At 71.6% G+C, this 23,452-nt stretch carries 27 protein-coding genes; 15 read left to right on the top strand and 12 right to left on the bottom strand.

The features are described from left to right. The first annotated feature begins 7 nt into the window (after window positions 1-7). The 5 genes from ACZ7CF_RS09000 to ACZ7CF_RS08980 all read left to right on the top strand — a co-directional run bounded on the left by ACZ7CF_RS09000 (window position 8) and on the right by ACZ7CF_RS08980 (window position 3,677). Window positions 8-259, top strand: coding sequence for a hypothetical protein (locus ACZ7CF_RS09000; protein ID WP_360396604.1), 252 nt, complete (start codon window positions 8-10; stop codon window positions 257-259). Between the two features lie 118 nt (window positions 260-377). Then, a complete protein-coding gene (locus ACZ7CF_RS08995; protein ID WP_360396606.1) occupies window positions 378-653 on the top strand; it encodes a hypothetical protein in 276 nt (91 codons plus the stop codon). A 92-nt stretch (window positions 654-745) separates the two neighbouring features. After that, window positions 746-1,963: an extracellular solute-binding protein gene (locus tag ACZ7CF_RS08990; protein WP_360396608.1), complete on the top strand. Its 1,218-nt coding sequence runs from the start codon at window positions 746-748 to the stop codon at window positions 1,961-1,963. Next, window positions 1,963-2,859 (top strand): carbohydrate ABC transporter permease, encoded by an 897-nt coding sequence (locus tag ACZ7CF_RS08985; protein WP_470369313.1) that lies wholly within the window; start codon window positions 1,963-1,965, stop codon window positions 2,857-2,859. Before ACZ7CF_RS08990 ends, ACZ7CF_RS08985 begins: the two co-directional genes overlap by 1 nt. After that, a complete protein-coding gene (locus ACZ7CF_RS08980) occupies window positions 2,856-3,677 on the top strand; it encodes a carbohydrate ABC transporter permease (protein ID WP_458432200.1) in 822 nt (273 codons plus the stop codon). The genes ACZ7CF_RS08985 and ACZ7CF_RS08980 overlap by 4 nt, the downstream gene beginning before the upstream one ends. A gap of 1 nt (window position 3,678) precedes the next feature. Here ACZ7CF_RS08980 and ACZ7CF_RS08975 read toward each other — a convergent pair whose 3' ends face one another. Then, window positions 3,679-3,849: a hypothetical protein gene (locus ACZ7CF_RS08975; RefSeq protein ID WP_470369312.1), complete on the bottom strand. Its 171-nt coding sequence runs from the start codon at window positions 3,847-3,849 to the stop codon at window positions 3,679-3,681. Beyond that, window positions 3,846-4,193, bottom strand: coding sequence for a hypothetical protein (locus ACZ7CF_RS08970; RefSeq protein WP_360396615.1), 348 nt, complete (start codon window positions 4,191-4,193; stop codon window positions 3,846-3,848). Before ACZ7CF_RS08970 ends, ACZ7CF_RS08975 begins: the two co-directional genes overlap by 4 nt. 69 nt (window positions 4,194-4,262) lie before the next feature. Between ACZ7CF_RS08970 and ACZ7CF_RS08965 the strand changes: the two genes are divergently transcribed. Then, window positions 4,263-4,757: a DUF2231 domain-containing protein gene (locus ACZ7CF_RS08965; protein WP_470369311.1), complete on the top strand. Its 495-nt coding sequence runs from the start codon at window positions 4,263-4,265 to the stop codon at window positions 4,755-4,757. A gap of 201 nt (window positions 4,758-4,958) precedes the next feature. Here ACZ7CF_RS08965 and ACZ7CF_RS08960 read toward each other — a convergent pair whose 3' ends face one another. Genes ACZ7CF_RS08960 through ACZ7CF_RS08945 form a run of 4 tightly spaced genes read right to left on the bottom strand, consistent with a single transcriptional unit; the run spans window position 4,959 to window position 8,732 of the window. After that, a complete protein-coding gene (locus ACZ7CF_RS08960; RefSeq protein ID WP_470369310.1) occupies window positions 4,959-5,783 on the bottom strand; it encodes an SDR family NAD(P)-dependent oxidoreductase in 825 nt (274 codons plus the stop codon). 4 nt (window positions 5,784-5,787) lie between these two features. After that, window positions 5,788-6,825, bottom strand: coding sequence for a type III polyketide synthase (locus tag ACZ7CF_RS08955; RefSeq protein ID WP_360396621.1), 1,038 nt, complete (start codon window positions 6,823-6,825; stop codon window positions 5,788-5,790). Next, window positions 6,822-7,964 (bottom strand): acyl-CoA dehydrogenase family protein, encoded by a 1,143-nt coding sequence (locus ACZ7CF_RS08950; protein ID WP_458432202.1) that lies wholly within the window; start codon window positions 7,962-7,964, stop codon window positions 6,822-6,824. Before ACZ7CF_RS08950 ends, ACZ7CF_RS08955 begins: the two co-directional genes overlap by 4 nt. 3 nt (window positions 7,965-7,967) lie before the next feature. Continuing rightward, window positions 7,968-8,732, bottom strand: a complete 765-nt coding sequence (locus ACZ7CF_RS08945) for a methyltransferase domain-containing protein (RefSeq protein ID WP_470369309.1) — start codon at window positions 8,730-8,732, stop codon at window positions 7,968-7,970. Here ACZ7CF_RS08945 and ACZ7CF_RS08940 point away from each other — a divergent pair. Further along, window positions 8,697-9,536, top strand: a complete 840-nt coding sequence (locus tag ACZ7CF_RS08940) for a UbiA family prenyltransferase (RefSeq protein WP_458432204.1) — start codon at window positions 8,697-8,699, stop codon at window positions 9,534-9,536. The genes ACZ7CF_RS08945 and ACZ7CF_RS08940 overlap by 36 nt on opposite strands. Here ACZ7CF_RS08940 and ACZ7CF_RS08935 read toward each other — a convergent pair. Further along, complete coding sequence (locus tag ACZ7CF_RS08935; protein ID WP_470369308.1) at window positions 9,529-9,771, bottom strand: acyl carrier protein; 243 nt, start codon at window positions 9,769-9,771, stop codon at window positions 9,529-9,531. The two genes, ACZ7CF_RS08940 and ACZ7CF_RS08935, sit on opposite strands and share 8 nt — an antisense overlap. A 119-nt stretch (window positions 9,772-9,890) precedes the next feature. Between ACZ7CF_RS08935 and ACZ7CF_RS08930 the strand changes: the two genes are divergently transcribed. Beyond that, window positions 9,891-10,289 (top strand): hypothetical protein, encoded by a 399-nt coding sequence (locus ACZ7CF_RS08930; protein WP_360396631.1) that lies wholly within the window; start codon window positions 9,891-9,893, stop codon window positions 10,287-10,289. Next, window positions 10,286-11,455, top strand: a complete 1,170-nt coding sequence (locus ACZ7CF_RS08925; protein ID WP_360396633.1) for a zinc-dependent alcohol dehydrogenase — start codon at window positions 10,286-10,288, stop codon at window positions 11,453-11,455. The genes ACZ7CF_RS08930 and ACZ7CF_RS08925 overlap by 4 nt, the downstream gene beginning before the upstream one ends. Window positions 11,456-11,496: 41 nt before the next feature. Here ACZ7CF_RS08925 and ACZ7CF_RS08920 read toward each other — a convergent pair whose 3' ends face one another. Then, entirely contained in the window at window positions 11,497-11,823 is a 327-nt protein-coding gene (locus ACZ7CF_RS08920) for a DUF8129 domain-containing protein (RefSeq protein ID WP_360396635.1), read from the bottom strand. A gap of 94 nt (window positions 11,824-11,917) precedes the next feature. Here ACZ7CF_RS08920 and ACZ7CF_RS08915 point away from each other — a divergent pair, with 94 nt between their 5' ends. The 3 genes from ACZ7CF_RS08915 (at window position 11,918) to ACZ7CF_RS08905 (ending at window position 15,897) form a co-directional block, all read left to right on the top strand. Continuing rightward, on the top strand, window positions 11,918-13,009 hold the full coding sequence (locus tag ACZ7CF_RS08915; protein ID WP_470369307.1) for an amidohydrolase family protein: 1,092 nt from the start codon (window positions 11,918-11,920) through the stop codon (window positions 13,007-13,009). Between the two features lie 102 nt (window positions 13,010-13,111). Continuing rightward, entirely contained in the window at window positions 13,112-15,382 is a 2,271-nt protein-coding gene (locus ACZ7CF_RS08910; RefSeq protein WP_470369306.1) for a proprotein convertase P-domain-containing protein, read from the top strand. Between the two features lie 83 nt (window positions 15,383-15,465). Further along, on the top strand, window positions 15,466-15,897 hold the full coding sequence (locus ACZ7CF_RS08905; protein ID WP_458432209.1) for a GNAT family N-acetyltransferase: 432 nt from the start codon (window positions 15,466-15,468) through the stop codon (window positions 15,895-15,897). Between the two features lie 194 nt (window positions 15,898-16,091). Here the strand turns inward: ACZ7CF_RS08905 and ACZ7CF_RS08900 are convergent, their stop codons facing one another. Then, the gene (locus ACZ7CF_RS08900; RefSeq protein WP_360396643.1) at window positions 16,092-16,481 is read right to left on the bottom strand and encodes an HPF/RaiA family ribosome-associated protein; all 390 of its coding nucleotides are present in this window, start codon (window positions 16,479-16,481) and stop codon (window positions 16,092-16,094) included. A 202-nt stretch (window positions 16,482-16,683) separates the two neighbouring features. Between ACZ7CF_RS08900 and ACZ7CF_RS08895 the strand changes: the two genes are divergently transcribed. Both ACZ7CF_RS08895 and ACZ7CF_RS08890 read left to right on the top strand, forming a co-directional pair. Beyond that, window positions 16,684-17,394 (top strand): ThuA domain-containing protein, encoded by a 711-nt coding sequence (locus ACZ7CF_RS08895; protein WP_470369305.1) that lies wholly within the window; start codon window positions 16,684-16,686, stop codon window positions 17,392-17,394. Further along, window positions 17,364-18,512: a Gfo/Idh/MocA family protein gene (locus ACZ7CF_RS08890; protein WP_458432211.1), complete on the top strand. Its 1,149-nt coding sequence runs from the start codon at window positions 17,364-17,366 to the stop codon at window positions 18,510-18,512. Before ACZ7CF_RS08895 ends, ACZ7CF_RS08890 begins: the two co-directional genes overlap by 31 nt. On the opposite strand, the gene ACZ7CF_RS08885 is transcribed toward ACZ7CF_RS08890, so the two are convergent. Beyond that, the gene (locus ACZ7CF_RS08885; protein ID WP_360396648.1) at window positions 18,436-19,923 is read right to left on the bottom strand and encodes a flavin-containing monooxygenase; all 1,488 of its coding nucleotides are present in this window, start codon (window positions 19,921-19,923) and stop codon (window positions 18,436-18,438) included. The genes ACZ7CF_RS08890 and ACZ7CF_RS08885 overlap by 77 nt on opposite strands. A 93-nt stretch (window positions 19,924-20,016) precedes the next feature. Here ACZ7CF_RS08885 and ACZ7CF_RS08880 point away from each other — a divergent pair, with 93 nt between their 5' ends. Beyond that, on the top strand, window positions 20,017-20,652 hold the full coding sequence (locus ACZ7CF_RS08880) for a TetR/AcrR family transcriptional regulator (RefSeq protein ID WP_470369304.1): 636 nt from the start codon (window positions 20,017-20,019) through the stop codon (window positions 20,650-20,652). A gap of 186 nt (window positions 20,653-20,838) precedes the next feature. Here ACZ7CF_RS08880 and ACZ7CF_RS08875 read toward each other — a convergent pair whose 3' ends face one another. Together ACZ7CF_RS08875 and ACZ7CF_RS08870 are read right to left on the bottom strand one after the other, a co-directional pair. Continuing rightward, the gene (locus ACZ7CF_RS08875) at window positions 20,839-22,092 is read right to left on the bottom strand and encodes a cation:proton antiporter domain-containing protein (protein WP_458432213.1); all 1,254 of its coding nucleotides are present in this window, start codon (window positions 22,090-22,092) and stop codon (window positions 20,839-20,841) included. Between the two features lie 279 nt (window positions 22,093-22,371). Next, the gene (locus tag ACZ7CF_RS08870; protein ID WP_458434397.1) at window positions 22,372-23,448 is read right to left on the bottom strand and encodes an NAD(P)-dependent alcohol dehydrogenase; all 1,077 of its coding nucleotides are present in this window, start codon (window positions 23,446-23,448) and stop codon (window positions 22,372-22,374) included. Between the last annotated feature and the right edge of the window lie 4 nt (window positions 23,449-23,452).

Genomic DNA, 23,452 nt, shown 5'->3' with positions numbered 1-23,452 from the left:
GAACGACGTGCCCGTTCCCGTCGAAGACCTGAGGAAGCTGCTCGACTCGCCGCGCCACAACGCGATGCTGGTGCACGTGGAGGGCCGGTACGTGGTGGCCGGCAGCACCGAGCTCGACCGGCCCGACCTGCGCGGCGCCCTGCCCGTGGTGTCCAGGGACGACCTGCTGGACCGGGCCGGTGGCGAGCCGGTCTCGGACCGGGCGCTCGCCGAGGCCGCCGCGGCACTGAGCTCCGCGGTCGACAACCGCGGCGGCTGATCGGGGGACACCGCGACTTTCCCGCGCACAACCCGTTTGCCGCCCGTGAACCGCGGGTAGCCGGGATCGGCGTCAAGCAGTCGGCGCTCCCGTTCCCGACTGTCCGAAGGTGGCCACCGTGCAGCACCGCTCCCTCGACCAGGCCATCTGCGACGCCCTGGTGCTCCTCCGCGCGACCGGCGGCGCCGACCTGGCGCTGCAGGCGGAACAGGCCCGCAAGTGCCTGGCGCGCGCGGTGCTGAGCGCACCTGCGGCGCCGCAGCAGGCGCTGGCCCACGTCGCCGCCGCTGACGACCACCTGGAATACGGTGAGCTGATGGAGGCGCGGACGCTGCTGACGGCGGCGCGCAACCACCTCCGCGGCCGTCGCGCCGTGGTCGCCGCCCGCGCATGAGGGGGCCGGCCTTAGCACTGGCCGTTCTGTTCGTCGCGGGCTGCGGAGGCCTCGGGCCCAGCGCGGCCGATCGGCCGAACACGCTCGTCACCATGGGTTTCGGCCTGCCGGACGAGCACGCCACCGCCCGCGTGGCGGTCTTCAAGGCTGACCGGCCCGAGGTCGACCTGCGGGTCAACGAGGGCGTGTTCGACGAGCAGCAGTTCCTCTCCTCGGTGGCCGCGGGCGACCCGCCGGACCTGGTCTACGCCGACCGCCGCAAGCTCGGCGGGTACGCGGCCAGGGGAGCGGTGCAGGACCTCGGGCCGTGCCTGGCCCGCCACCGCGTCGACCTCGCCGGTTACCGCGAGGCGGCGGTGCGGCAGGTGACCTACGAGGGCACCGTGTACGGGGTGCCGGACTTCTTCACCGTCCGGGTGCTGATCCTCAACAACCCGGTGCTGCGCGAGAACGGCGTCGACCCGGCCCGGCTGTCCACAACGGACTGGAACGCCCTCGCCGAGGTCACCGCGCGGCTGGCCCGCGTGCAGGACGGCCGGGTGCAGCGCATCGGGTTCGACCCGCGCATGCCGGAGTTCGTGGCCATGTGGGCCAAGGCGAACGGCGCCGACCTGCTCGGCGACGAACCGCACCTGGACGACCCGCGCGTGGTCGAGGCCGTCCGCTACACCGCCGGGCTGGTGCGCGAGCAGGGCGGCTGGGCGGCGTTCAAGGCGTTCCGCGACACGTTCGACTCCTTCGGGGCGAAGAACGAGATCGCCACCGGCCAGGTCGCCGCCATGGCGATGGACTCCTGGTACGTCAACACCCTCGCCGCCAACTCGCCGGACGTCGACGTCACGATCGCGCCGTTGACCGACCGGCGCGGTGCCCCGCTGACCGAGGCAGGAGGGCAGGCCTGGGCGATCCCGAAGGGCGCCCGCCACCCGGACCTCGCCTGCGACTTCATCACCACCATGACCGCGACCGACACGTGGGTCACCGCCGCGAAGGCCCGCAGGGACGCGCTGGCCGCGAAGGGGAAGCCCTACAGCGGCACCTTCACCGCCAACCGCGCCGCCGACGAGAGGATCTTCGCCGAGGTCTACGACCCGCGCGGCATCCGGGTGCTCGAACAGGGCGTGCGGGTGCTGCAGTCCGTGCAGGACAAGGCCTTCGCACTGCCACCGAGCCCCGCTGCCAGCGACCTCGTGCGGTCGTGGGAGGCCGCGGTCACCAGGGTGCTGCTCGGTCAGCAGAGCCCCGAGGAGTCGATGGCGCAGGCGCAACGCGAGGCCGGCCGGGCGCTGACCCGCGTCGGAGGACGCTGATGACGACCGCGCGGGAGGCCCGCGCGGGCTGGTTGTTCGTGCTGCCGTGGGTGCTCGGGTTCCTGCTGCTCACCGCCGGGCCGATGCTCTACAGCCTGTACCTGTCGTTCACCCACTACGACCTGCTCAAGCCCGCGCGGTTCACCGGGCTGTCGAACTACCGGGAGATCCTGACCGACGACCGGGCGGCGACCGCGTTGTGGAACACGGTCTTCTTCACGCTGCTGCACGTGCCGCTGCAGATCGTGCTCGCTCTCGGGCTGGCCTCGCTGCTGCGCCGCGCCGGCCGGTCCGCCGGGTTCTTCCGCACCGTGCTGTTCCTGCCCACGATGACCCCGCCGGTCGCGCTGGCGGCGTTGTTCCTGTTGCTGCTCAACGGCCAGAACGGCGCGGTCAACGCGGTGCTGGGCTGGTTCGGGTTCACCGGTCCGCAGTGGACGACCGACCCGGACTGGATCAAACCGGGCCTGGTGCTGATGAGCCTGTGGACCGTCGGCAGCACCGCCGTGCTGTACCTGGCGGCGCTGACCAGGGTGCCGGGGGAGCGCTACGAGGCAGCCAGGCTCGACGGCGCCTCGCCGTGGCGGCAGTTCTGGCACATCACCCTGCCCGGCATCAGCGGCACGGTGTACTTCACGGTCATCGTCAACACCATCGCGTCGCTGCAGGTCTTCACCGAGGCCTACACGATGTTCTTCGGCGCCCGCCCGTCGTCACCGGCCGAGGGCGACGCGGCGCTGTTCTACGTGATCTACCTGTTCCAGGAGGCGTTCGGCTCGCTGCGCATGGGCTACGCCTCGGCGCTGGCGTGGGTGCTGTTCCTGGTGATCGCGGCGATCACCGCCGTGCAGGTGCGGCTCTCGCGCGACTACGTGCACTACGAGGACCGGTCATGACCCGCAGGCTGCCCGTGGTGCTGGCGCTGGTCGCCGTCGGGGTGCTGTTCGCGTACCCGTTCTGGTGGCTCGTCAGCGCGTCGCTGAAGGACCGCTCGCAGGTCTTCGACAACGCCCTGCTGCCCGAGGTGCTCCGGCCGGAGAACTACGCCGAGGTCTGGCGGGCCGTGCCGTTGCTCGCGTGGGTGGGCAACAGCGTGGCGGTCGGGTTCGCGGCCGCCGCGGCGGCGACGGTGTCGAGCGCGGTCGTGGCGTTCGGCTTCGCCCGCTTCCGGTTCCGCGGCCGCGGTGTCCTGTTCGGGCTCGTGCTCGCCACGATGATGCTGCCCGCCGCCGTCACGATGGTGCCGGTGTACCTGGAGTGGCACGCGGTCGGCCTCGCGACCACGCAGGTCCCGCTGTGGGCGGGCAACCTGTTCGGGTCGGCGTTCTACGTGTTCCTGCTGCGCCAGTTCTTCCTCGGCCTGCCCGCGGAGGTGTTCGACGCGGCACGGGTCGACGGCGCCGGGCCGTGGCGGCAGTTCCGGTCCCTCGCACTGCCGCTGGCCCGGCCCGGCTTGATCGTCGTGTTCGTGTTCGAGCTCAAGGCCGCCTGGACGGACCTCATCCGGCCGCTGATCTACCTGCGCGAGCCGGAGCTGTACACGTTGCCGCGCGGGCTGAAGGCGGTGCTGGACCGGTTCGGCCAGGGCGGCGAGGCGCAGTGGGAGCTGGTGATGGCGGCCAGCGTCGTCGCCACCGTGCCGATGATCCTGCTGTTCCTGGTGGCCCAGCGGTACTTCGTGCGCGGCACGGTCACCCAGCAGGTCGAGGAGTGACTCACGGGTCCATGCCGCCCTCGTCGTCGGGCTCGGACTCGTCGGGTCCGCGGTGCGGGCCGCCGGGGTTCTCGTCGGCGTAGGTGGGCCGGGTGTGCTCGCCGCCGATGTCGGCTTCCTCCAGCTCGCTCTCGGCGGTCACCCGGTCGGGCTCGGGCGCGCGGCTCGTCATCGCCACTCCTCCTGCCAGTCGTGGTGCTCGTTGTAGGCGGACGCGACCAGCCGCAGCACCGCCTCGTCCTCGGTCTGCTCCACCTCGGTGCGCAGCAGGCCGACCTTCTCCGGGAACGGCACCGTCGCCCGTTCCTCCGCCGCCTGCACCGGGCCGGGCAGCAGGAGCAGCCCGGCGCCGTCGTCGGAGCGCACGACCCGCAACCGGCCGCGGCGCTCGGCGTCGTCGAGCCGCGGCAGCTCCTCGTCGGCCAGGCGGCGTTCGTCCTCGTCGAGCCGGTCCAGCACGAACCGCCGCAGTTCCTCGATCGGCACGCCAGGGGTGTTCACGCCAGAGTTGTTCATGAGAGAGGGGTATCCGCTCCGCCGCCGGGTACGCCTGCTGGCAGCAGTCGCTTCCGGAAGGAGCACCTCATGCGCAGTCGCGTCCGCGCCGCGGGCCACGCCGTCCACCCCATCCTCATCGTGTTCCCGTTGGGCCTGCTGACCACCGCGGTCGGCTTCGACGTGCTGTACCTGCTCACCGACCGGGTGAGCTTCGGGTTCACCGCCGCCCACCTCATCGCCGCGGGCGTGCTGATGGGGGTGGTCACCGCCGCCACGGGCTGGCTCGACTGGGCGCTGGTCGTCCCGCGCGGCACCCGAGCGCGGCGGATCGGGTTGCTGCACGGCCTGTCGAACGGCGTGGTGCTGGTGGCGTTCGCGATCAGCTGGTTGCTGCGCCTGGGCGAGCCGGACTGGCACCCCACCTGGCCCGCGATCGTCGTGGCCTGGCTGGGTTTCCTGGCCGGCGGCCTCGGTGGCTGGCTGGGCGGGGAACTGGTCGAACGCCTCGGCGTCAGCGTCGAGGAGAACGCCCACCCCGACGCACCCAGCTCCCTGAGCGGTGCGGCCCCGTCCCGGCGCTAACCGCCCCTTGGCTTTTCTGGCATCTGCAAGTACCCCCAACTCAACATCAACAGGCACTTTCCTACTACCAACAGCGTTTCCCGCCACCTGCGCACGCCGATCCGGTCCGGCGGGCGGCGACCATGTTGGTAGTGGTCAGCGGCGGTTTGATCATGAGTTGGTGGTACTTGCAGATGCGTGGGGCGACAACGGAGGGGCGGGCTAGGGGCTCAGGTGGCGGCCGTAGCGTCGGGCGGCTCGGACGATCGTGGTGGAGGCGGGTGCGACCACGAGGTCCAGCACCCGGCTCACCGGCGCGAGAGCACCCAGGCGTGCGACGGCCCACCAGCGCGGCGCGGCCACCGTCCTGGAGGTCCGCGCGGTCAGGCACCGCTCGACCGCGCGGGCCACGGCCTCCGGCGCCGAACCCGCGGACAGCCGGTTCGGGGCCTCCTGCTCGGACGGACGGCCGTTGAGGTCGCGGGAGAGCCACTCGGTGCGGATCGGACCGGGGCAGACCGCGTGCACCTTCACGCCTCGCGGCACCTCGCGCCGCAACCCGACCGCCAGCCCCAGCACACCGGCCTTGGTGGCCGAGTACAGCGACAACGGCGGCACGGGCACCCACGCGCCGATCGACGACATCATCACCACGTGCCCGCCACGGGACTCCAGGTGCGGCAGCACCAGCCGGGTCAGCTCGACCACCGCCGTGAAGTTGACCTCGACGAGGCTGGTCGCCTGCTCGGCGTCCAGCTCGGCGAGCTTCGCGACCCGGCCCTGACCCGCGTTGTTCACCAGCGCGTCGATGCGGCCGAACCGGTCGACGACACCGCGCACCAGCTCCTCGCGCGCCCGCGGATCGGTGACGTCGCAGCACATGCCCCAGGCACCGGGCAGCTCCTGCACCGCGGCGGTGAGCCGGTCCTGGTCACGGCCGCAGATCGCCACACGGGCACCGCGACGGGCGAGCCGCCGCGCGGTCACGCGGCCGATGCCGGCCGACCCGCCGGTGATGAGCACGACCTGACCTTCGACGGAGCGCACGGCGTCACCTCGCGGACAGCAGAGTGGTGTACAGGGTCAGACCGGGGCCGAACGCCATCGCCACCACCGGGTCACCCGGTCGCAGCCCAGCGCCCCGCACCAGCTCGTCGAGCACCAGCAGCACGGTCGGCGACGAGCAGTTGCCGTGCTCGCGCAGCACCCGCCGGGACGGCTCCAGCGCGTCCGGCGGCAGCCCGAGCTCGTGCTCGACGGTGTCGAGGATGCGCGGACCACCGGGGTGCACGGCCCAGCCGCGCACCTGCGGCACGGTCAGGCCGTGTTCGGCGAGCAGCCGTTCCACGGCGTCCCGCACGTGCTTGCCCAGCACGTCGGGCACCTGCGGGGACAGCGTCATCCGGAACCCGTGGTCGGTCACGGTCCACGTCATGTGGTCCGCGGTGGCCGGATCGGTGACGGCACCGGTCCCGACCACCTCCAGTCCGCCCTGACCGGGCAGCACGACCAGCGCGGTGGCCGCGTCGCCGAACAGCGCGTGCGTGACGACCTGCTGGAGGTCTTTCGTGGAAGGTTGGACGTGCAGTGACGTGAGCTCCAGGCACAGCAGCACCGCAGGACGGCGGTGCACGGTCACGTAGTCGGCCACGGAGCTGAGCGCGGGGAGCGCGGCGTAGCAGCCCATGTGCCCGACGAGCAGCCGCTGGGCGTCTTGGGGGAGTTCCAGCGACGCGGCCAGCTGCACGTCCAGGCCCGGTGCCGTGTAGCCGGTGCACGACACGACGGTGAGCTGACCGACGTCGGACGCGTCGAGACCGGCCGACCGCAGCGCGGCGGTCACGGCCTGGTGCCCCAGCGGCCGCGCGTGCTCGTCGTACAGGCGCATCCGCTCACCGGTCGTCCACGCCGACACGTCGAGCTCCAGCGGGCTCACGACGGCATGCCTGCGCTGCACGCCGGCCGCCGCGAAGATCCGCCCGGCCGCCCTGCTGCCGTCCAGCAACGGGCTGAAGTGGTGCTCCCACACGGCGTCCTGCTCGATCACCGGCGGGAACGCGGTGCCGATCGCGGCGATGTGCGCGGTCACCAGCGCGCCACCTCGTCCGGGTTGTCGCCCAGTGCGCTCGCGCCGAGCCAGTCGGCGCACACGTCGGACGTCGCCGGTTGCAGCGCACCGCAGCGGGCGTCGCGGTAGAGCCGTTCCAGCGGGTGCCCGCGCCGGGTCGCCGACGCCCCCGCCGCCTCCAGCACGGAGAACGCCACCTGCGCCGCCGTGTCTCCAGCGGTGAGCTTCGCGCGCCACACCCAGCGGTTCGTCTCCGGGCTGCCGGGGTCGTCGGTGACCTGCCGCGCCGCCCTGCGCACGACCAGCTCGGCCGCGGCGACCGCCACGTCGGCCCGCCCGAGCCGGGCGCGCACCATCGGCAACGTGTGCAGCCCGCGTTCCCGCAGGTGCGCCACGCCGTGCCGCAGCACGGACTGCGCGACACCCACGTAGACCGCGGCGTAGGAGGCGACCAGCCACTGCGGCATCACCTGGGCCAGCAGCAGCGCGGCCCCCTCGATCCCGCCGACCAGCGCGTCCTCGCCCACCTCGACGTCGAGGTCGAGGTCGTGGCTCGTGGTGGCGCGCATCCCGAGCGCGTCCCAGGTGGGCCTGACCTCGACGCCGGGGCCGGCCGGCACGAGGAAGTACGACACCTTCGGTTCCTCCGACGTGCTGTCCCGCGCGGCCACGAGGTAGGCGTCGGCGTGTCCCGCGCCGGAGACGAACGTCTTCGCGCCGGTGATCCGGAAACCGGAACCGGTGCGCTCGTAGGAGGTCCGCACCTGCGACAGCCGCGAGCCGACGCCGCGTTCGCTCATCGCCACCGCGTACAGGGCGCCTTCCGCGGCAGCGGCCAGCACCCGGTCGCGGGAGGCGAAGAAGCTCTCCGGCGCACCGAACTGGCGCACCAGCTCGTCGGGGGTGTGAGCGAGCGCACCGGTGACCGACGCGTGCATGTTGAAGATCAACGCCGTCGCCCCGGCGCCACTGCCCAGCTGCACGGCGACGTCGGTGTAGTCGGCGAACGAGGCACCCGTGCCACCGAGCCGCTGCGGCACCATCAGGCCGAGCAGGCCCGCGGAGCGCAGGTCGGCGAAGTCCTCCTCGGGGAACTCCCCGGCCACGTCGTACTTCGACGCGCGGCCGGACATGCGGTCAACCAGTGCGGGGAGGTCCACGGATCATCCCTTCTTGCGGCCGGCGCCCTGGAAGAGCACGGCCGTGGACGCGGTCGGCACCATGCGGACGGACCGACCGCGGCGCGCGAACCACGTGAGCAGGTCGGGCAACGAGGGGCGGATACCCCGCAGAACCAGGCGCACACCGTGCCGGGTGCACTCGCGCACCAGCAGTGCCCGGTCGACGAACAGCGCCGGGTCGTGCACCCCGCGCGGCGCCAGGCCGAGCACGCGTTCCGCCACCCCGACGGCCACCAGCCGGCACAGCGCGGTGTCGGCCAGCGTGTCGAGCACCAGCAGGCCACCGGGGCGCAGCACCCGGCAGGCCTCGGCGACGGCCGCGGGCAGGTCGGGGACGTGTTCGAGGATCTCGCCGGCGACGACGACGTCGGCGCACCCGTCGGGCAGCGGCACGGCGAGCACGTCCGCGCGGACGGGCAGCACGCCGCGTTCGGCCGCCTGGCGCAGTGCTTCGTGGGAGAGGTCGATCCCGATGTGCCGGTAGCCGCGCACGTGCGGCGCGAGCAGGCCCGCACCGCAGCCCAGGTCGACCAGCACCGCACCGGGAACGGCCGGTGGAACCAGGGCGGCCCGTGCGGCGGCGAGCCAGTGCAGCATCACGAACGCGCCGCTCGGCCGCCACCACTCGGCGGCCAGCCGTTCGTACAGCTCGGGGTCGTTCGGTTCAAGATCGTTCTGCGCGGTGGCCGCCCGCTGGCAGACTGGAGGCCCATGGGTCGCCTCGAAGCTCTCGCGCGTTCCTGTCATCCGCTGCCCTCCGTCGCGGTCACCGTGGTGGCCACCGTGCTGGCCGCGGCGGTCGGTCGGTCGGCCGCCGGACTGGTGGCCGTCGCGGCGGCGGTGCTGGCCGGGCAGCTGTCCGTCGGCTGGCTCAACGACCTGCTCGACGCCGGCCGGGACGCGCGCGTGGGCCGCGCGGACAAACCGGTCGCCACCGGCGTGGTGTCGAGGCGGGTGGTGGCGGTCGCGACGGTCGTCGCCGCGGTGGCCGCGGTCGGACTGTCGTTGCTGTCCGGTGTGGACGCAACGCTGCTGCACGTCGTGATGCTGTGTTCGGCGTGGGCGTACGACCTCGGGGTCAAGGCCACGGCGTTCTCCGTTGTGCCGTACGCGCTTTCGTTCGGGTTGCTGCCCGCATTCGTGACGCTGGGCGGTCCGGACGGGCGGTGGCCACCGCTGTGGCTCATGGCGGCGGCCGCCGTGCTCGGCAGCGCCGCCCACTTCGCCAACGTCATCCCGGACCTCGACGACGACGCGGCGACCGGCGTGCGCGGGTTGCCGCACCGCATCGGCGGAACCGCCAGCGCGTGCGTTGCAGCCGCGCTGGCGGTGATCACCGGAGTGGTCCTCGCGGTCGGCCCGCCCGGCCCCGTCACTGCGGCGGGGCTCGTGGCGGTGCCGTTGTCGGTGCTGATCCTCGTGCTCGGCAGGCTGCGCGGACGACGGCCGGGGTCGCGGGCGAACTTCACCGCACTGCTCGCGGTGGCGGTCCTCGACGTGGCGCTGCTGATCATCACCGGTGGGGTGGAGCTGGGCGGCGCGGTCAGCTGACCGCGGGCCCGGAGTCGTTCGAACCCGACAGCTCCTTGATGAACTCGTGGCACTGCCGGGCGCGGGCGGAGTCCTCCTCCATCACGCGCCGGAAGAAGTCCGCGATGTCCTGACGGCCCGCGTTGTCGGCGTCCCGCACGTACTGGCCGTAGTCGTGACCGGCCTTGAGCGCGTGGTACTGCACGGAGATCAGGTCGTAGGTGACGTCGTCGAACCCGGTTTCACCCGTTGCCATTGATACCTCCAGTGTTTTGTTCGGCACCGGAGTCATACCCGCGCAGATCCGGTCGAACCCGGTTGTTCCGCGCAACGTCGGGTACTCACGGCTCTCGCGCTCCGAGAGAGGCAGAAACCATGAACTCAGCAGGGAAAGCGCTGCTGGCCGCGGGCGTGGTGACCGCGGCGGCGGTGGCGCGGCGCCGGCGGCAGGCGCAGGGGAAGGGGGAGCGGCCGCTGACCGTCACGGTCGACCGCGCTCCCACCGACGTGCAGGCGGCGTTACCGGACCTGACCGGGCCGTGGCGGGACCAGGCCGAGATCAGCATCCGCGCGGCCGCAGGGGACAAGGGCACCGAACTGGTCGCGCAGCCACTGGGCGACGCGTCCCGCGCCGAGTTGCGGGAGGCGCTGCGCAGGGCGAAGTCGGTGCTGGAGGCCGGCGAGGTGGTCGAACCCGACACCGCGCCGACGCACCCCGGCCCCCTGGGCAAGGCGCTGCAGCTGGTGACCGGAAGGGGAGGTGGCCGGCTGTGAAGGCGTTGTGCTGGGAGGGGATCAACGACGTCCGCGTGCAGGACGTGCCGGACCCGCGGCTGCTGAACGACCAGGACATGATCCTCAAGGTCCGGCTGAGCACCGTGTGCGGCTCCGACCTGCACCTGCTCACCGGCCACATCCCGTTCATGCAGGCCGGTGACGTGATCGGGCACGAGTTCATGGGTGAGGTGGTCGAGGTCGGGCCCGGTGTCACGCGGCACCGGCCGGGCGACCGCGTCGTCGTGTGCTCGTTCATCGCCTGTGGCCGCTGCTGGTACTGCCGCAACGAGCTGTACTCGTTGTGCGACAACACCAACACCAACCCGGCGATCACCCAGGGCCTCTGGGGCGCCAACCCCGGCGGCATCTTCGGCTACTCGCACGCGATGGGCGGCTTCCGCGGCAGCCACGCCGAGTACGTGCGCGTGCCGTTCGCCGACCACACCGCCATCCCCATCCCCGAAGCGGTCGACGACATGAGCGCGCTGTTCACGTCGGACTCGGCAGCGACGGGCTGGATGGGCGCCGACCTCGGCGGCGTGAAACCCGGTGACGTCGTCGCCGTGTGGGGGTGCGGCGCTGTCGGGCAGATGGCTGCCCGTGCGGCTCAACTGCTCGGCGCGGAACGGGTCCTGGTGATCGACCGGTTCGACTACCGGCTGCGGCAGGCGGAACAGCTGTTCGGCGTCGAGACCATCAACTACGAGAACACCTCCGTCGGTGACGCGCTGCTGGAGGCCACCGGCGGGCGCGGACCGGACGTGTGCATCGAGGCGGTCGGCTGCGAGGCGCACTCGACGGGGCCGCAGTACGCCTACGACCAGGTGAAGAGCAAGCTGAAGCTCGAAACGGACCGGCCGATCGCCGTGCGCGAGGCGATCTACAACTGCCGCAAGGGCGGGTCGGTGTTCGTGCTGGGCGTGTTCACCGGGTTCGTGGACAAGTTCCCGCTGGGCGCCATGATGAACAAGGGTCTGACCGTGCGCGGCGCACAGCAACACGGCCAGCGCTACATCCCGGCGCTGCTCGACCGCATCGCCACCGGCGAGCTCGTCACGAACCACCTGGCGACCCACGTCATGCCGTTGAGCGAGGGCGCACACGGCTACGACATCTTCAAGAAGAAGGACGACGGCTGCGTGCGGTCGGTCTTCAAGCTGTGAGCAGGTCCCGTGGGGGTGCGGTCACCGCACCCCCACGGGCATCAGCGGCCACGGGCCGGTGTCTGCTGGTACACGCCGTGCCGCAACGGGGTGTTGCCGTCCGGGGACTGTTGGGGCGACACCGGCGACCCGCCGGCCGTGCCGTCCGCCGGCGGCGTGTTGCGCTGGTCGCCGCCTGCCGGTTCGGCGCCGTCCGCGAGCTGCCGCAACCGTTCGTCGACGACCTCCAGCACCGGTGTGCGGTTGCCGTGCGCCTCCTCGTGCTCGCGCACCCGCCGCAGGTCCTGCTCGTCCAGCGACCGGATGCGGTGCTTGAGGTCGCCGAGCGTCAGCTGGTCGTAGCCGGAAATCGGGAGTTGTTCGCTCATGTGCGTCGGCTACCCGGCCGGGTCGGGGAAAAACGACCGGAGTTTGCCCGTGACCCCACCGGGCATTCGCGCACGGACAGGAACGGGGTGAGGTGTGTACGCAGACGACCTGGTGCGGCCGTGGTGGGAGGCGCTCGGGGAGACGGCGCCGTTGTTCGACATCCACACGCACGTGGGCACGAACGACCCGAGCGGGTTCTCCTGCACCTTCGACCAGCTGCTGGACGCCCTGTCCGAAGTGGACGCGGCCGCGGCGGTGTTCCCGCTGACCGAGCCGAAGGGCTACCGCCGTGCCAACGACGCGGTGATCGCCGCCGCGCGGTCACCGGTGGTCGCGTTCTGCCGGGTGGCGCCCGGTGACGACGCGGAGGCGGAGGCGCTGCGGTGCGTGCGGGCGGGTGCGCGGGGGATCAAGCTCCACCCGGCCAGCGACGAGTTCGCCCTCGACGACGACCGGTTGCACGGGGTGTTCGGCCTGGCGCACGAGCTGACGCTGCCCGTCGTGGTGCACGCCGGACCCGAGATCGACCCGTTCGGCGACACGCTGCTCGCGGTGCTGCGCCGCTACCCCCGTGCCCGGTTCGTGCTGGCGCACGCCGCGCTCACGGACCTGGCGTGGCTGTCCGGGCACCCGGTGGACAACCTGTACCTCGACACGTCCTGGTGGAGCCCGACCGACCTGGTCGTCGCGCTCGCCACGATGCCACCCGGACGGGTGTTGTTCGGCAGCGACGTGCCGTACTCGACGGCGCTGTGGGGCGCGCACGCGGCCGCACGCTGCGCCCGGTACGCCGGCCTGGACGACGAGCAGGTCGCGGGCGTGCTGGGCGGCAACGCGCTGCGGCTGGTGGAACGGCGGGACGCCCCCGACCTCGGTCCGGCGCCCGGCCGGGTGCCGGTGCTGGACCCGTTGCTGGAACGCCTGTACGTGTACCTCGCGGCCGGGGTGGAGGCCACCAAGCGCGGCGAGTCGCCCGGCCAGATGCTCGACCTGGCGCGGCACTGCTGCGGTGTCCGGCCGGAGCACCCCGACCGCGCGGTCTTCGACTCCGTGCTCGAACTGCTCGACCGCTACGAGAAGCACGCACCGCACCTGGAGACCGGCAACGAGTACGCGCCCGGCTGGGACCTGATCGCGGCCGCCGCGCTGGTCGCCCGCACCCCCGGCACGGCGCTGCCGGGCTGAACCCGCACCACAACCCTCCGAACGACCGGATGTCGTCAGCGCTCCGCGGAGCTACCTTCGCCAGACCCTGCAAACCTGCAGACCCTGCGAAGGAGCTCCACCGTGCGAAGAAGACCCCTGCTCGGCACGGCACTGGCGGCAATCGTCGCCGCGGCGGTCGCCCTGCCCGCCTCCGCCACGGCCCAGGCCGGCTGTTCGGGCACCAACGACGGTGACGTCGCGATCGGTGACAACACCACCGTCGAGTCACCGCTCACCATCACCGACTGCCCCTCGGCACCGTCCGCCACCAGCACGGTCCCGGTGAAGATCGTCCACACCTACATCGGCGACCTCGCGGTGACGCTGGTCGCCCCGGACGGCTCCACCTACCCCCTGCACAACCGCAGCGGTGGCTCCGCGGACAACATCGACCAGACCTACACCGTCGACCTGTCGGCCGAGACCTCGAACGGCACCTGGAAGCTGCGGGTCAACGACAACGCGGCCAACGACGTCGGCCGGATCGACTCCTGGTCGCTGAACCTCGGCGGCTCCACACCGGCCGACGACTTCTCCGTCGCCGTGTCGCCCACGTCCGGCTCGGTCGCCGCGGGCTCGTCGGCCTCGGCCACCGTCTCGACCCAGACGACGGCCGGCCAGGCGCAGACCGTGCAGCTGACCGCCACCGGCCTGCCCTCCGGCGCCACCGCGTCGTTCAGCCCGGCCTCGGTCACCACGGGCGCGAGCTCCACGCTGTCGGTCAGCACCACGTCCTCGACCGCGTCGGGCACCTACCCGATCACCGTCCGGGCCGCGGGCGGCACCACCAAGACCGCGACCTACACCCTGACGGTCACCGGCGGCACCGGTCCGCAGATCCCCGACGTCGACGTCGCGGCGGTCAAGGCGCACCTGACCCAGTTCGCCACCATCGCCTCCCAGAACGGCGGCAACCGCCGTTCGACCACGGCCGGCTACCGCGCCTCGGTCGCCTACGTGAAGGACAAGCTGACCGCGGCCGGGTTCACGGTGTCCGAACAGGCCTGCACCTCCGGCTGCTCCACCGGCGCCGGCCCGAACGTGATCGCCGAGTGGCCCGGCGGCAACGCGAGCAACGTCTACATGTTCGGCGCCCACCTCGACGGCGTGTCCGCCGGTCCCGGCATCAACGACAACGGCTCGGGCTCCGCGGCGCTGCTGGAGACCGCGCTCGTGCTCTCCCGCAGCAACCCGGCGATGCTGAACAAGGTCCGGTTCGCCTGGTGGACCGACGAGGAGCAGGGCCTCAACGGCTCGCGCTTCTACGTCTCGCAGCTGCCGTCGACCGAACGTTCGAAGATCAAGACCTACCACAACTTCGACATGGTCGGTTCCGTCAACGGCGGCTACTTCATCAACAACATCAACTCCACCCAGTCCGTGCACATGAAGGCCTACTGGGACTCGCTGGGCCTGCAGCCCGAGGAGAACACCGAGGGCCGCAACCGGTCCGACGACGCGTCGTTCACCAACGCGGGCATCCCGGCCTCCGGGTACGCGATGGGCGCCAGCGCCACCAAGACCTCGGCCCAGGCGACGAAGTGGGGCGGCACCGCGGGCCGCGCGTTCGACCCGTGCTACCACTCCTCCTGCGACACGACGGCCAACATCAGCGACACCCACCTCAACCGCGCGGTCGACGGCATCGCCTACACCCTGTGGAAGTCCGCGGTCGGCAGCAGCACCCCCGGCGCGGACTTCTCCGTCGCCGTGTCGCCGACGTCCGGCTCGGTGGCGGCGGGTTCGCCGGTCTCGGCCACCGTCGCGACCCAGACGGTGAGCGGCAACGCGCAGACCGTGCAGCTGTCGGCCTCCGGCCTGCCCTCGGGCGCGACGGCGTCGTTCAGCCCGGCGTCGGTGAGCACCGGTGGCAGCTCGACGTTGACGATCAACACCACCGCGTCGGTCGCGTCCGGCACCTACTCGGTCACGGTCACCGCGGCCGGTTCGGTGTCGCGCACCGCCACCTACGGCCTCACGGTCACCGGTGGTGGCGGCGGGAGCTGCAACGGCACCAACGGCACCGACCTCGCCATCCCCGACGCGGGCGCGGCCGTGGACAGCGACCTGGTGATCTCCGGCTGCTCGGCCACGCCCTCGGCCACCGCGACGGTCGCCGTGCGGATCGTCCACCCCTACATCGGCGACCTGACGGTGTCCCTGATCGCACCGGACGGCACGGCGTACGTGCTGCACAACCGCAGCGGCGGCAGCGCGGACAACATCGACCGCAGCTACACCGCCGACCTGTCCGCTGAGACCGCGAACGGCACGTGGAAGCTCCGCGTGCGCGACCTGGCCTCGTCCGACACCGGCACCCTCGACACGTGGAGCCTCAACCTGACCCCGTAGTCACCTGTTGGGGAAGTGGCCTCTCAGAAATCTTGTGGACTGGGCCTTCTGGGAGGCCACTTCTTGCCGTGATGATCGTCGGCATGACGACGCACACCGTTGCCGAGCTCGACGACGAGAACACCGCCCTGGCCTTCGAGGCGATGCGGGAGCTGCGGGCGCACCTCGCCTCCGCGGACGAGTTCGTGGCGGCGGTGCGGGTGCAGCGCAAGGAGGGCTACCGGCTGGTCGGTTCGTTCGACGCGGACGGGAAGGTCGTCGCGGTGGCCGGGTTCCGTCCGCTGACGAACCTCTACGTGGGCTACCACCTCTACATCGACGACCTGAGCACCCTGCCCGCCGCGCGCAGGCAGGGCCACGGGGGAGCGCTGCTGCGCTGGGTCGACGAGGAGGCCCGCCGGCTCGGGTGCGGTCAGGTGCACCTGGACTCCGGCACGCACCGGCACGAGGCCCACAGCCGCTACTTCTCCGCCGGGTACGTGATCCCGGCGTTCCACTTCAGCAAGCCGGTCTGAGCACCCGGCCAGAAGCCTTTCCCGCCCCCTCGTTGCTGCCCAGGCGTCTGCAAGTACCACCAACACTTGATCAAATCGCCGCCAACTACCACCAACCTGTTCGCCACCTGTCGAATCAGGTTGATGTTGAGTTGGTGGTACTTGCAGACGCCGGCAAAGGCAGCGGCCCGGAGGGGCGGCCGGAGATGCGCCGATCAGCCCTTGGGCTCGTCCTCGATCACGCCGACCAGCTCCGGGTCCTCGGGAGCGGGCATGTGGCGGATGCTGTCACTGCCCTTGTGGTCGCGGGCGCGGGCGTAGCGGGAGTCCAACGCCCTCACCAGCTTCTGCGCCGCGCCGGCGTACGCGTCGTCCACGGTGGTCGCGTGGTGGGTGACCGCGACCGGCTGCTTGCCCTTCGGCCGCGCGTCGATCACGCACTTCTTGTCCTCCGGGGTGGTGCCCCCGTCCTCGCTGAGGTGCACCTCCACCCAGGTCAGCCATTCGCTGAACCGGGACAGGCCGCTCTCCAGGTCGGTGGTCACATAGGCGGCCAGTCCTTCGCCACCGTGGATGTTGTGGTCGGTGTTGACCTGGATCTGCATGAGCACCCTCCATACGGGAAACAAATGGTCCTGGTCGATACCACGGGAGCGGCCGGTTCAAACGCGGCGCCGTTCAGCGCAGGGGAGCTGCCCGGCAGCCGTTCTCGGCGCCGACCGGTGCGGAGGCTGGGAAGTTCTTGACCACCGGTGCCGTTCGAGGCACTGTTCAGCCAGGTGTGGAAAGCGGTTACCAGGGGGTGGCGTGGCACGGCCGAGTGCGTTGGTGGTCCGCGGTGGCTGGGAAGGCCACCAACCGGTGGAGGCCACCGAGTTGTTCATCCCCTTCCTGGAGGACAGCGGTTACGCCGTGCGGGTCGAGGAGTCGACCGAGGTGTACGCCGACGCCGCCGAGATGGCGCGCACCGACCTCGTCGTGCAGTGCATGACGATGTCGGAGATCACCGACGAGGAACTGAGCGGGTTGCGCTCGGCGGTCGAGGCCGGCACCGGGTTCACGGGATGGCACGGCGGCATTGCGGACTCGTTCCGCGCGTCGGCGGACTACCTGCACCTGGTGGGTGGGCAGTTCGTCACGCATCCGGGCAAGGAGCCGTGCGAACGCCAGGGTGGGCCGGAGGACAACTTCCTGCCGCACGAGGTGACCATCACCGCGCTCGGCCGGGAGCACCCGATCACCGCGGGCGTCGAGGACTTCGAGCTGGTCACCGAGCAGTACTGGGTGCTGCACGACGACCTGGTCGACGTGCTGGCCACCACCACCCACCCGGTCCGGCCGTGGCACCCGTGGCACCGGCCGGTCACCTGCCCGGCGATCTGGACGCGGCGGTGGGGTGCAGGGCGGATCGTGGTGACGACGCCGGGGCACAGCCTGGACGTCCTGCGGCACCCCGCTGTCCGCACCGTCATCACGAGGGGGATGTCGTGGGCGACCCGCACCGCGTCGGAATCGTAGGGCTCGGGTTCATCTCCGGGCAGTACCTGGACACGCTCCGCGACCACCCGGCGGTGCGCGTCACCGCGGTCGCCGATCTCGACACCACCCGCGCGGCGGCGGTCGCGGCCGAGTTGCCGGGTGCCGAGGCGGTCAGCGTCGAGGGCCTGCTCGGCAGGGCGGACGTCGACACGGTCCTCAACCTGACCGTGCCCGCGGCCCACGCGGAGATCGCGTTCCGGGCGATCGACGCGGGCAAGAACGTCTTCGGCGAGAAACCGCTCGCCGTCACCTTCGCGGACGGCCGGGCGATCGTCGACCGGGCCGCCGCGGCCGGTGTCCGGGTCGGGTGCGCGCCGGACACCGTTCTCGGCACGGGCACGCAGACCGCGCGGGCCGCGATCGACAGCGGACTCATCGGTCGCCCGCTCTCCGCGTCGGCCGTGATGGTCACGCCGGGGCACGAGCGCTGGCACCCCAACCCCGACTTCTACTACACCGCGGGGGGCGGTCCGCTGGCGGACATGGGGCCGTACTACCTCACCGCGCTGATCCACCTGCTCGGCCCGGTGCGCGCGGTGGTCGGCGCGGTCAGCCGCCTGCGCAGCGAGCGCGTCATCGGGTCCGGGCCGCGGACCGGTGAGCGGGTCCCGGTCGAGGTAGACACCCACGTCTCCGGCGTGCTCGAACACGTCAGCGGTGCGCTCTCGACCATCACGACAAGTTTCGACGGGGTGACCACCACCGCCGTGCCGATCGAGGTGCACGGTGAGACCGGCACGCTCGCGGTACCCGACCCGAACCACTTCGACGGTGAGACCCGCCTGTTCCCGCTCGACGGCACCGGGTGGCGGACCCTTCCCGCCGCTGCGGGCTACACGGGAGCAGGGCGCGGAGTCGGCCTGCTCGACCTCGTCGCAGCCGACGGGCAGCGGGCGCCGCGCGCCGGCGACGAGCTCGCGCTGCACGTGCTCGAGACGATCACGGCCGTGCTCCGGGCGGGGGAGGAGGGGCGGCGGATCGAGCTGACGACCACGGCGGAGCGGCCGCCGTTGGTGCCCCTCACGCCCGTGGCCGGGCTGACACCGCGAACCGGTAGTGCTCCAAGGGAAAGCGCCCCGCAGCCCGGTGCGCGTTGATCGTCGAGGTCGGTCGCAGCAGCGTCGCCTCGCCGTGCTGGTTGAAGTAGTAGCTGCGCGAGGTGGCGCACTGTCCCAGTGAGAACACGGAGTTCTCCGCGACCCGCGTCCGCATCCGGTGCAGGAACTCGTCGTTGGCCCGCTGGGTCACCTCGAAGACGTCCGCCCCGCGTGACCGCATCGCCGTGAACAACCGGGCCATGTGCTTCATCTGGCTCTCGATCGTCGTGAAGTACGACAGGCCGCTGTAGGAGTAGGGGCTGTTGAGCGACACCAGGTTCGGGAACCCCGGCACGGTCACGCCCTCGTAGGCCTGGAACCGGTTCTCCCGCCACCACGTGCCCAGGTCCCTGCCGTCCCGTCCGAGCACCTCGAACGCGGGGAAGTTGACGTCCCACAGGTTGAAGCCGGTCGCGAGCACGAGCACGTCGATCTCGGTGCGCCCGGCGGCGGTGACGATGCCGGACGAGTCGACCCGCGTGATCGGCGACGTCTCCAGGTGGACGTGGGGACGCGTGAACGTGCGGAAGTAGTCGTTGGAGAACGTCGGCCGCTTGCAGCCGAAGGAGTAGTCCGGGGTGAGCGCGCGGCGCAGCCCGGGGTCGCGGACCTGGCGGTGCAGGTGCGCCCGGCACCACCGCTCTGCCAGCCGGTTGGCGACCCGCAGCTGCCGGTAGTGCACGACACCGGAGATCATCATGAGCTCCAGCACCGAGCTGCCGAGCCGGCGCACGGCCCGTTGGACGACCGGCAGCCGCGCGAACAACCGCCGCACCGGCGGCGGGATGCGGTAGTCCGGTTTGGGACTCACCCAGATCGGGGTCCGCTGGTACACGGTCAGCGCCGCCGCCGTCCTCGCCAGCTCCGGGACCAGCTGGACCGCCGTGGCGCCGGTGCCGATCACCGCCACCCGCTCGCCGGTCAGGTCGACCGGCTCCCACGCGGCGGTGTGGACGACCCGGCCGGCGAAGGTCTCGATGCCGGGGACGTCCGGCGTCCTGGGCATCGACAGGAACCCGGTCGCCGTCACGAGGTACCGCGCCGCCACGACCGAGCCGTCCGCAGTCCGCACCTCCCAGTGGTCGTCCCGCCAGACCGCACCCGTGACGGTCGTGCCGAACCGCATCGACCGGCGCAGGTCGTACTTCGCGGCCACGTGCTCGGCGTAGCGCTTGAGCTCCTCGCCCGGCGCGAAGAGCCGCGACCAGTGCGGGTTCGGCTCGAACGAGTAGGAGTACGTCGGGGAGGGGATGTCGACCGCGAGGCCGGGGTAGCGGTTGACGTGCCAGGTGCCGCCGAGGTCGTCCTCCCGCTCCAGGACCAGCAGGTCGCGCATCCCCAGCCGCCTGAGCTGGATCGCGGCACCCATGCCGCCGAACCCGGCACCGACGACGACCGCGTCGTGGACCATCGGGAACCTCCTCACGGAATCGCGTGTCAGCTTCGGAACCGTATGTCAGTTTTGTGGTGATCACAAGGGATCGCACGTCATAGACTCGGCGTCATGACGTCCAGCGCCCACCCGGTCAGCCGCGCCGAGCGCAAGAAGCAGGAGCTGCGCCGCGAGATCATCGACGCGGCCTTCGACTGCTTCGCCGAGACCGGCTACCACGCCACCGGCATCGCCGACGTCGCCGCGCGCCTGGGCATCGGGCACGGCACCTTCTACCGCTACTTCCAGAACAAGCGCGACATCGTCGACCACGTCATCGACGACCTCGTCGCCCGCGCCACCGGCGCCCTCACCGCGGAGAACGCCCCGGACGCCGTCTCCACCCTCGACGAGTACCGCGCCCAGTCCGCCCGGATCGGGGAGTCGCTGGCGCGGATCTTCACCGCGGACCCGCGGGTGCCGCGGCTGCTGCTGTTCGAGGCTCCCGGCATCGACCGCGCCATGGCCGACCGCGTCCTCGACCTCTTCGAGCTGGCCGACTCGCTGACCGCCGCCTACCTCTCCCACGGCGTGGAGCTCGGCTACCTGCGCGCGGACCTCGACGTCGCGAACACCGCGCGGGCCGTCAACGGCATGATCCTCGGCTCGGCGATCGCGTCGTTGCGCGCGCCGGGGGAGCAGGAGCAGCGGCGGTTGAGCGAGGCGGTGCGGCGGGTGATGTACGACGGGATCGCGGCACGCGGCTGACCGCGTCCTGATCGAAGCTCAAGCCTTCCCCAAATGAGATGCGCGTCACTCGTGCGGTCCCTAACCTCGGTTCATGAAACTGCTGCTCTGGTTCGCGCTGGCGTGCATCTGCGCGCTCAGCGGTGACCACGCGCTCGCAGCGGTCACCGTGATGCTGCTGGTCGCCTGCGCGACCGACCGGGTGCGTCACTGACCCTTCGACAGGAGCCGGGCCGTCGGCCTGGCCCCGATGCCGTGCACCAGCACGCTGCCGAGCACGCACACGATCGTGATCACCAGGATCGTGTCCGCGGCGTCGCCCTCCGGCAGCTTGTTGAACGCGAGCAACCCGAACACCACCGTGGTCGTCCCGCGCGGCCCGAGCGCGCCCACCAGCACGCGCTCGCGGCCGCGCAGCCGCGACCCGCCCAGCGCCAGCACCACCGGGACGAGCCGCACCACCGTGAGCACCGCGAGGCAGAACAGCAGGACCTGCCACGACACGCCGAGGGAGAAGGTCAGCACCGCGGCGATGCCGACGACGAACCACATGGTCATCGTCAGCAGCCCGGTGACGTCGTCCAGCAGGTGCAGGTCGTTGTTCAGCACGTCGGCCCTGATCTCCGCGCGGTCGGCGGCACCGGCGCGGACCCGGCGCGCCTTGAGCAGCCGGTGCACGTACCGGAAGGCGATGCCGCACACGAACGAGGCGACGAACCCGTTGCCGTCGATCGCGACCGTCGCGGTGTAGGTGAGCAGCGGTGCCAGCAGCACCGCAACGCGCCCGGACTGCGCCGTCACCCAGCCCGCCCGGTGCGCCCGGTCCATCAGCCACCCCAGCAGCAGGCCGAGGACCACGCCGGCGACCACGGCCTTGACCGCGAACGGCAGCACCGTGGCCAGCGCCTCGACCGGCGAGCGCTCCTGGGTGTGGTCGCCGGCCAGCACGAGCGCGAACAGGAACAGCGGGGAGACGATGCCGTCGTTGTAGCCGCTCTCGACGTTCAGCGTGCTGCGCACCCGCACCGACAACGCCGGGTCGCGCACCACCCGCTCGGCCGCGGCGAAGTCCGTCGGCACCGTCACGCACGCGACCAGCAGCAGCACCGCCCACGACAGCGACGGGAACAGCAGCCAGCCCAGCACCGCCGCCAGGCCCAGGCTCAGCGGCATCGCGACGAGCAGCACCCGTGCCGCGGCACCGGGGTAGGCGCCCCACAGTCGGCCGGCGCGCACCTCGGTGGCGTCGGCGAACAGCAGCACCGCGAGGATGATCTCGGCGACGTGCTGGGCCGCCTCGGTGTTGAAGACCGCGGCGATGGAGTTCTCGTTGGCGAGCCCGACCGCGACGCCGGCGAGCACCATCACGACCGGTGCGCCGAGGTTCCAGCGGTCCAGCCGGGACGCCGCCAGTGAGCGGACGACCATGGCGAACGCGGCGGCGAGCAACAACGAGTTCATGCCGCCATCTTGGCCCAGAAGTCCTAAGAGGACCCTGTTCGGTGCGAAGTGGGACGACCTCGTGTCCACGGTGAAGTCGATGGGCGCCGGGATTCGCCTGGAGCGCGCATCGGATAGTAAATAACCTCTATAACTTCAGTGGTATCTAAAACCAACCCTCTGCTCCGGGTGCCGCAAGTCCAGTCTTGTACGCCAACAAGACCGCCTGTACGTGGCCGACCAGCGGGTGGTGAGCCCGTTCACCGGACGGTAGATCGCCCGGTGAACGGGCTCACCGGGCTACCTCTGAGCGGTCATGGTGGCCGTGTCGATCACGAACCGGTACCGCACGTCGCCGGCCACCACCCGTTCGAACGCCTCGTTGATCTGCGCGGCGTCGATCACCTCGACCTCCGCTCCGATGCCGTGCTCGGCGCAGAAGTCGAGCATCTCCTGGGTCTCGGCCATGCCGCCGATCTGCGAGCCGGCGAGCGAGGTGCGGCCCTGCAGCAGGGAGAACACGCTGACCTCCATGGACTCCTCGGTGATCCCGAGGCAGACCATGGTGCCGCCGTTGGCCAGCAGCGTCAGGTGGGAGTCTACATCGGACAGTCCGGAGACCGTGCACAGGATCAGGTCGAACGTGCCGGCGAGCTGTTCGAACGTCGCCGGGTCCTCGGTCGCGTGGTAGTGGGCGGCGCCGAGTCGCAGGCCGTCGTCCTTCTTGCGCAACGACCTCGACAGCACGGTCACCTCGGCGCCCATCGCGTGTGCGATCTTCACCGCCAGGTGTCCGAGCCCGCCCAGGCCCACGACCGCGACCTTGCGGCCGGGTCCGGCCTGCCAGTGCTTGAGCGGGGAGTAGGTGGTGATGCCCGCGCACAGCAGTGGTGCGGCCTGCTCCAGGGGCAACGCGTCCGGGATGCGCAGCACGAAGTGCTCGTCGGCCACGATGTGCGTGGAGTAGCCGCCGCGGGTGCGTTCGCCGCCCTGGTAGCTGTCCACGTCGGAGTAGGTCTCGACCGAGTCCGCGCAGTACTGCTCCATCCCGTCGGCGCACTTGTCGCACGACCGGCACGAGTTGACGATCACGCCCACCCCGACCCGGTCTCCGACGGCGTGGCGGGTCACCTCGGGGCCGATCTCGGTCACGACGCCGGCGATCTCGTGGCCGGGCACCATCGGGAACAGCTCCCTGCCCCAGTCGCCGTTGACCTGGTGGACGTCGGAGTGGCACACCCCGCAGTAGCGGATGTCGATCGCCACGTCGTTCGGGCCGAGTGGGCGGCGGGGGATGGTGGTCGGTTGCAGCGGGGCGCCGGCTGAGGGGGCGGCGTAGGCCAGTGCCGTGTGCTCGGACGGTTTCTGGTCGGTCAGGGCG

The sequence above is a fragment of the Lentzea sp. NPDC036955 genome, from assembly GCF_055608005.1.
Note: the sequence above shows the minus strand (reverse complement) of the source record. Positions and strands in the feature narration are given on the sequence as shown.

Excerpts from the sequence above, each read along its gene's own strand:
- ACZ7CF_RS08990 (WP_360396608.1), top strand. The coding sequence starts at position 746 with ATGGGTTTCGGCCTGCCGGACGAGCACGCCACCGCCCGCGTGGCGGTC.
- ACZ7CF_RS08985 (WP_470369313.1), top strand. The coding sequence starts at position 1,963 with ATGACGACCGCGCGGGAGGCCCGCGCGGGCTGGTTGTTCGTGCTGCCG.
- ACZ7CF_RS08980 (WP_458432200.1), top strand. The coding sequence starts at position 2,856 with ATGACCCGCAGGCTGCCCGTGGTGCTGGCGCTGGTCGCCGTCGGGGTG.
- ACZ7CF_RS08975 (WP_470369312.1), bottom strand. The coding sequence starts at position 3,849 with ATGACGAGCCGCGCGCCCGAGCCCGACCGGGTGACCGCCGAGAGCGAG.
- ACZ7CF_RS08970 (WP_360396615.1), bottom strand. The coding sequence starts at position 4,193 with ATGAACAACTCTGGCGTGAACACCCCTGGCGTGCCGATCGAGGAACTG.
- ACZ7CF_RS08965 (WP_470369311.1), top strand. The coding sequence starts at position 4,263 with ATGCGCAGTCGCGTCCGCGCCGCGGGCCACGCCGTCCACCCCATCCTC.
- ACZ7CF_RS08940 (WP_458432204.1), top strand. The coding sequence starts at position 8,697 with ATGGGTCGCCTCGAAGCTCTCGCGCGTTCCTGTCATCCGCTGCCCTCC.
- ACZ7CF_RS08945 (WP_470369309.1), bottom strand. The coding sequence starts at position 8,732 with ATGACAGGAACGCGCGAGAGCTTCGAGGCGACCCATGGGCCTCCAGTC.
- ACZ7CF_RS08935 (WP_470369308.1), bottom strand. The coding sequence starts at position 9,771 with ATGGCAACGGGTGAAACCGGGTTCGACGACGTCACCTACGACCTGATC.
- ACZ7CF_RS08930 (WP_360396631.1), top strand. The coding sequence starts at position 9,891 with ATGAACTCAGCAGGGAAAGCGCTGCTGGCCGCGGGCGTGGTGACCGCG.
- ACZ7CF_RS08920 (WP_360396635.1), bottom strand. The coding sequence starts at position 11,823 with ATGAGCGAACAACTCCCGATTTCCGGCTACGACCAGCTGACGCTCGGC.
- ACZ7CF_RS08905 (WP_458432209.1), top strand. The coding sequence starts at position 15,466 with ATGACGACGCACACCGTTGCCGAGCTCGACGACGAGAACACCGCCCTG.
- ACZ7CF_RS08900 (WP_360396643.1), bottom strand. The coding sequence starts at position 16,481 with ATGCAGATCCAGGTCAACACCGACCACAACATCCACGGTGGCGAAGGA.
- ACZ7CF_RS08885 (WP_360396648.1), bottom strand. The coding sequence starts at position 19,923 with ATGGTCCACGACGCGGTCGTCGTCGGTGCCGGGTTCGGCGGCATGGGT.
- ACZ7CF_RS08880 (WP_470369304.1), top strand. The coding sequence starts at position 20,017 with ATGACGTCCAGCGCCCACCCGGTCAGCCGCGCCGAGCGCAAGAAGCAG.
- ACZ7CF_RS08875 (WP_458432213.1), bottom strand. The coding sequence starts at position 22,092 with ATGAACTCGTTGTTGCTCGCCGCCGCGTTCGCCATGGTCGTCCGCTCA.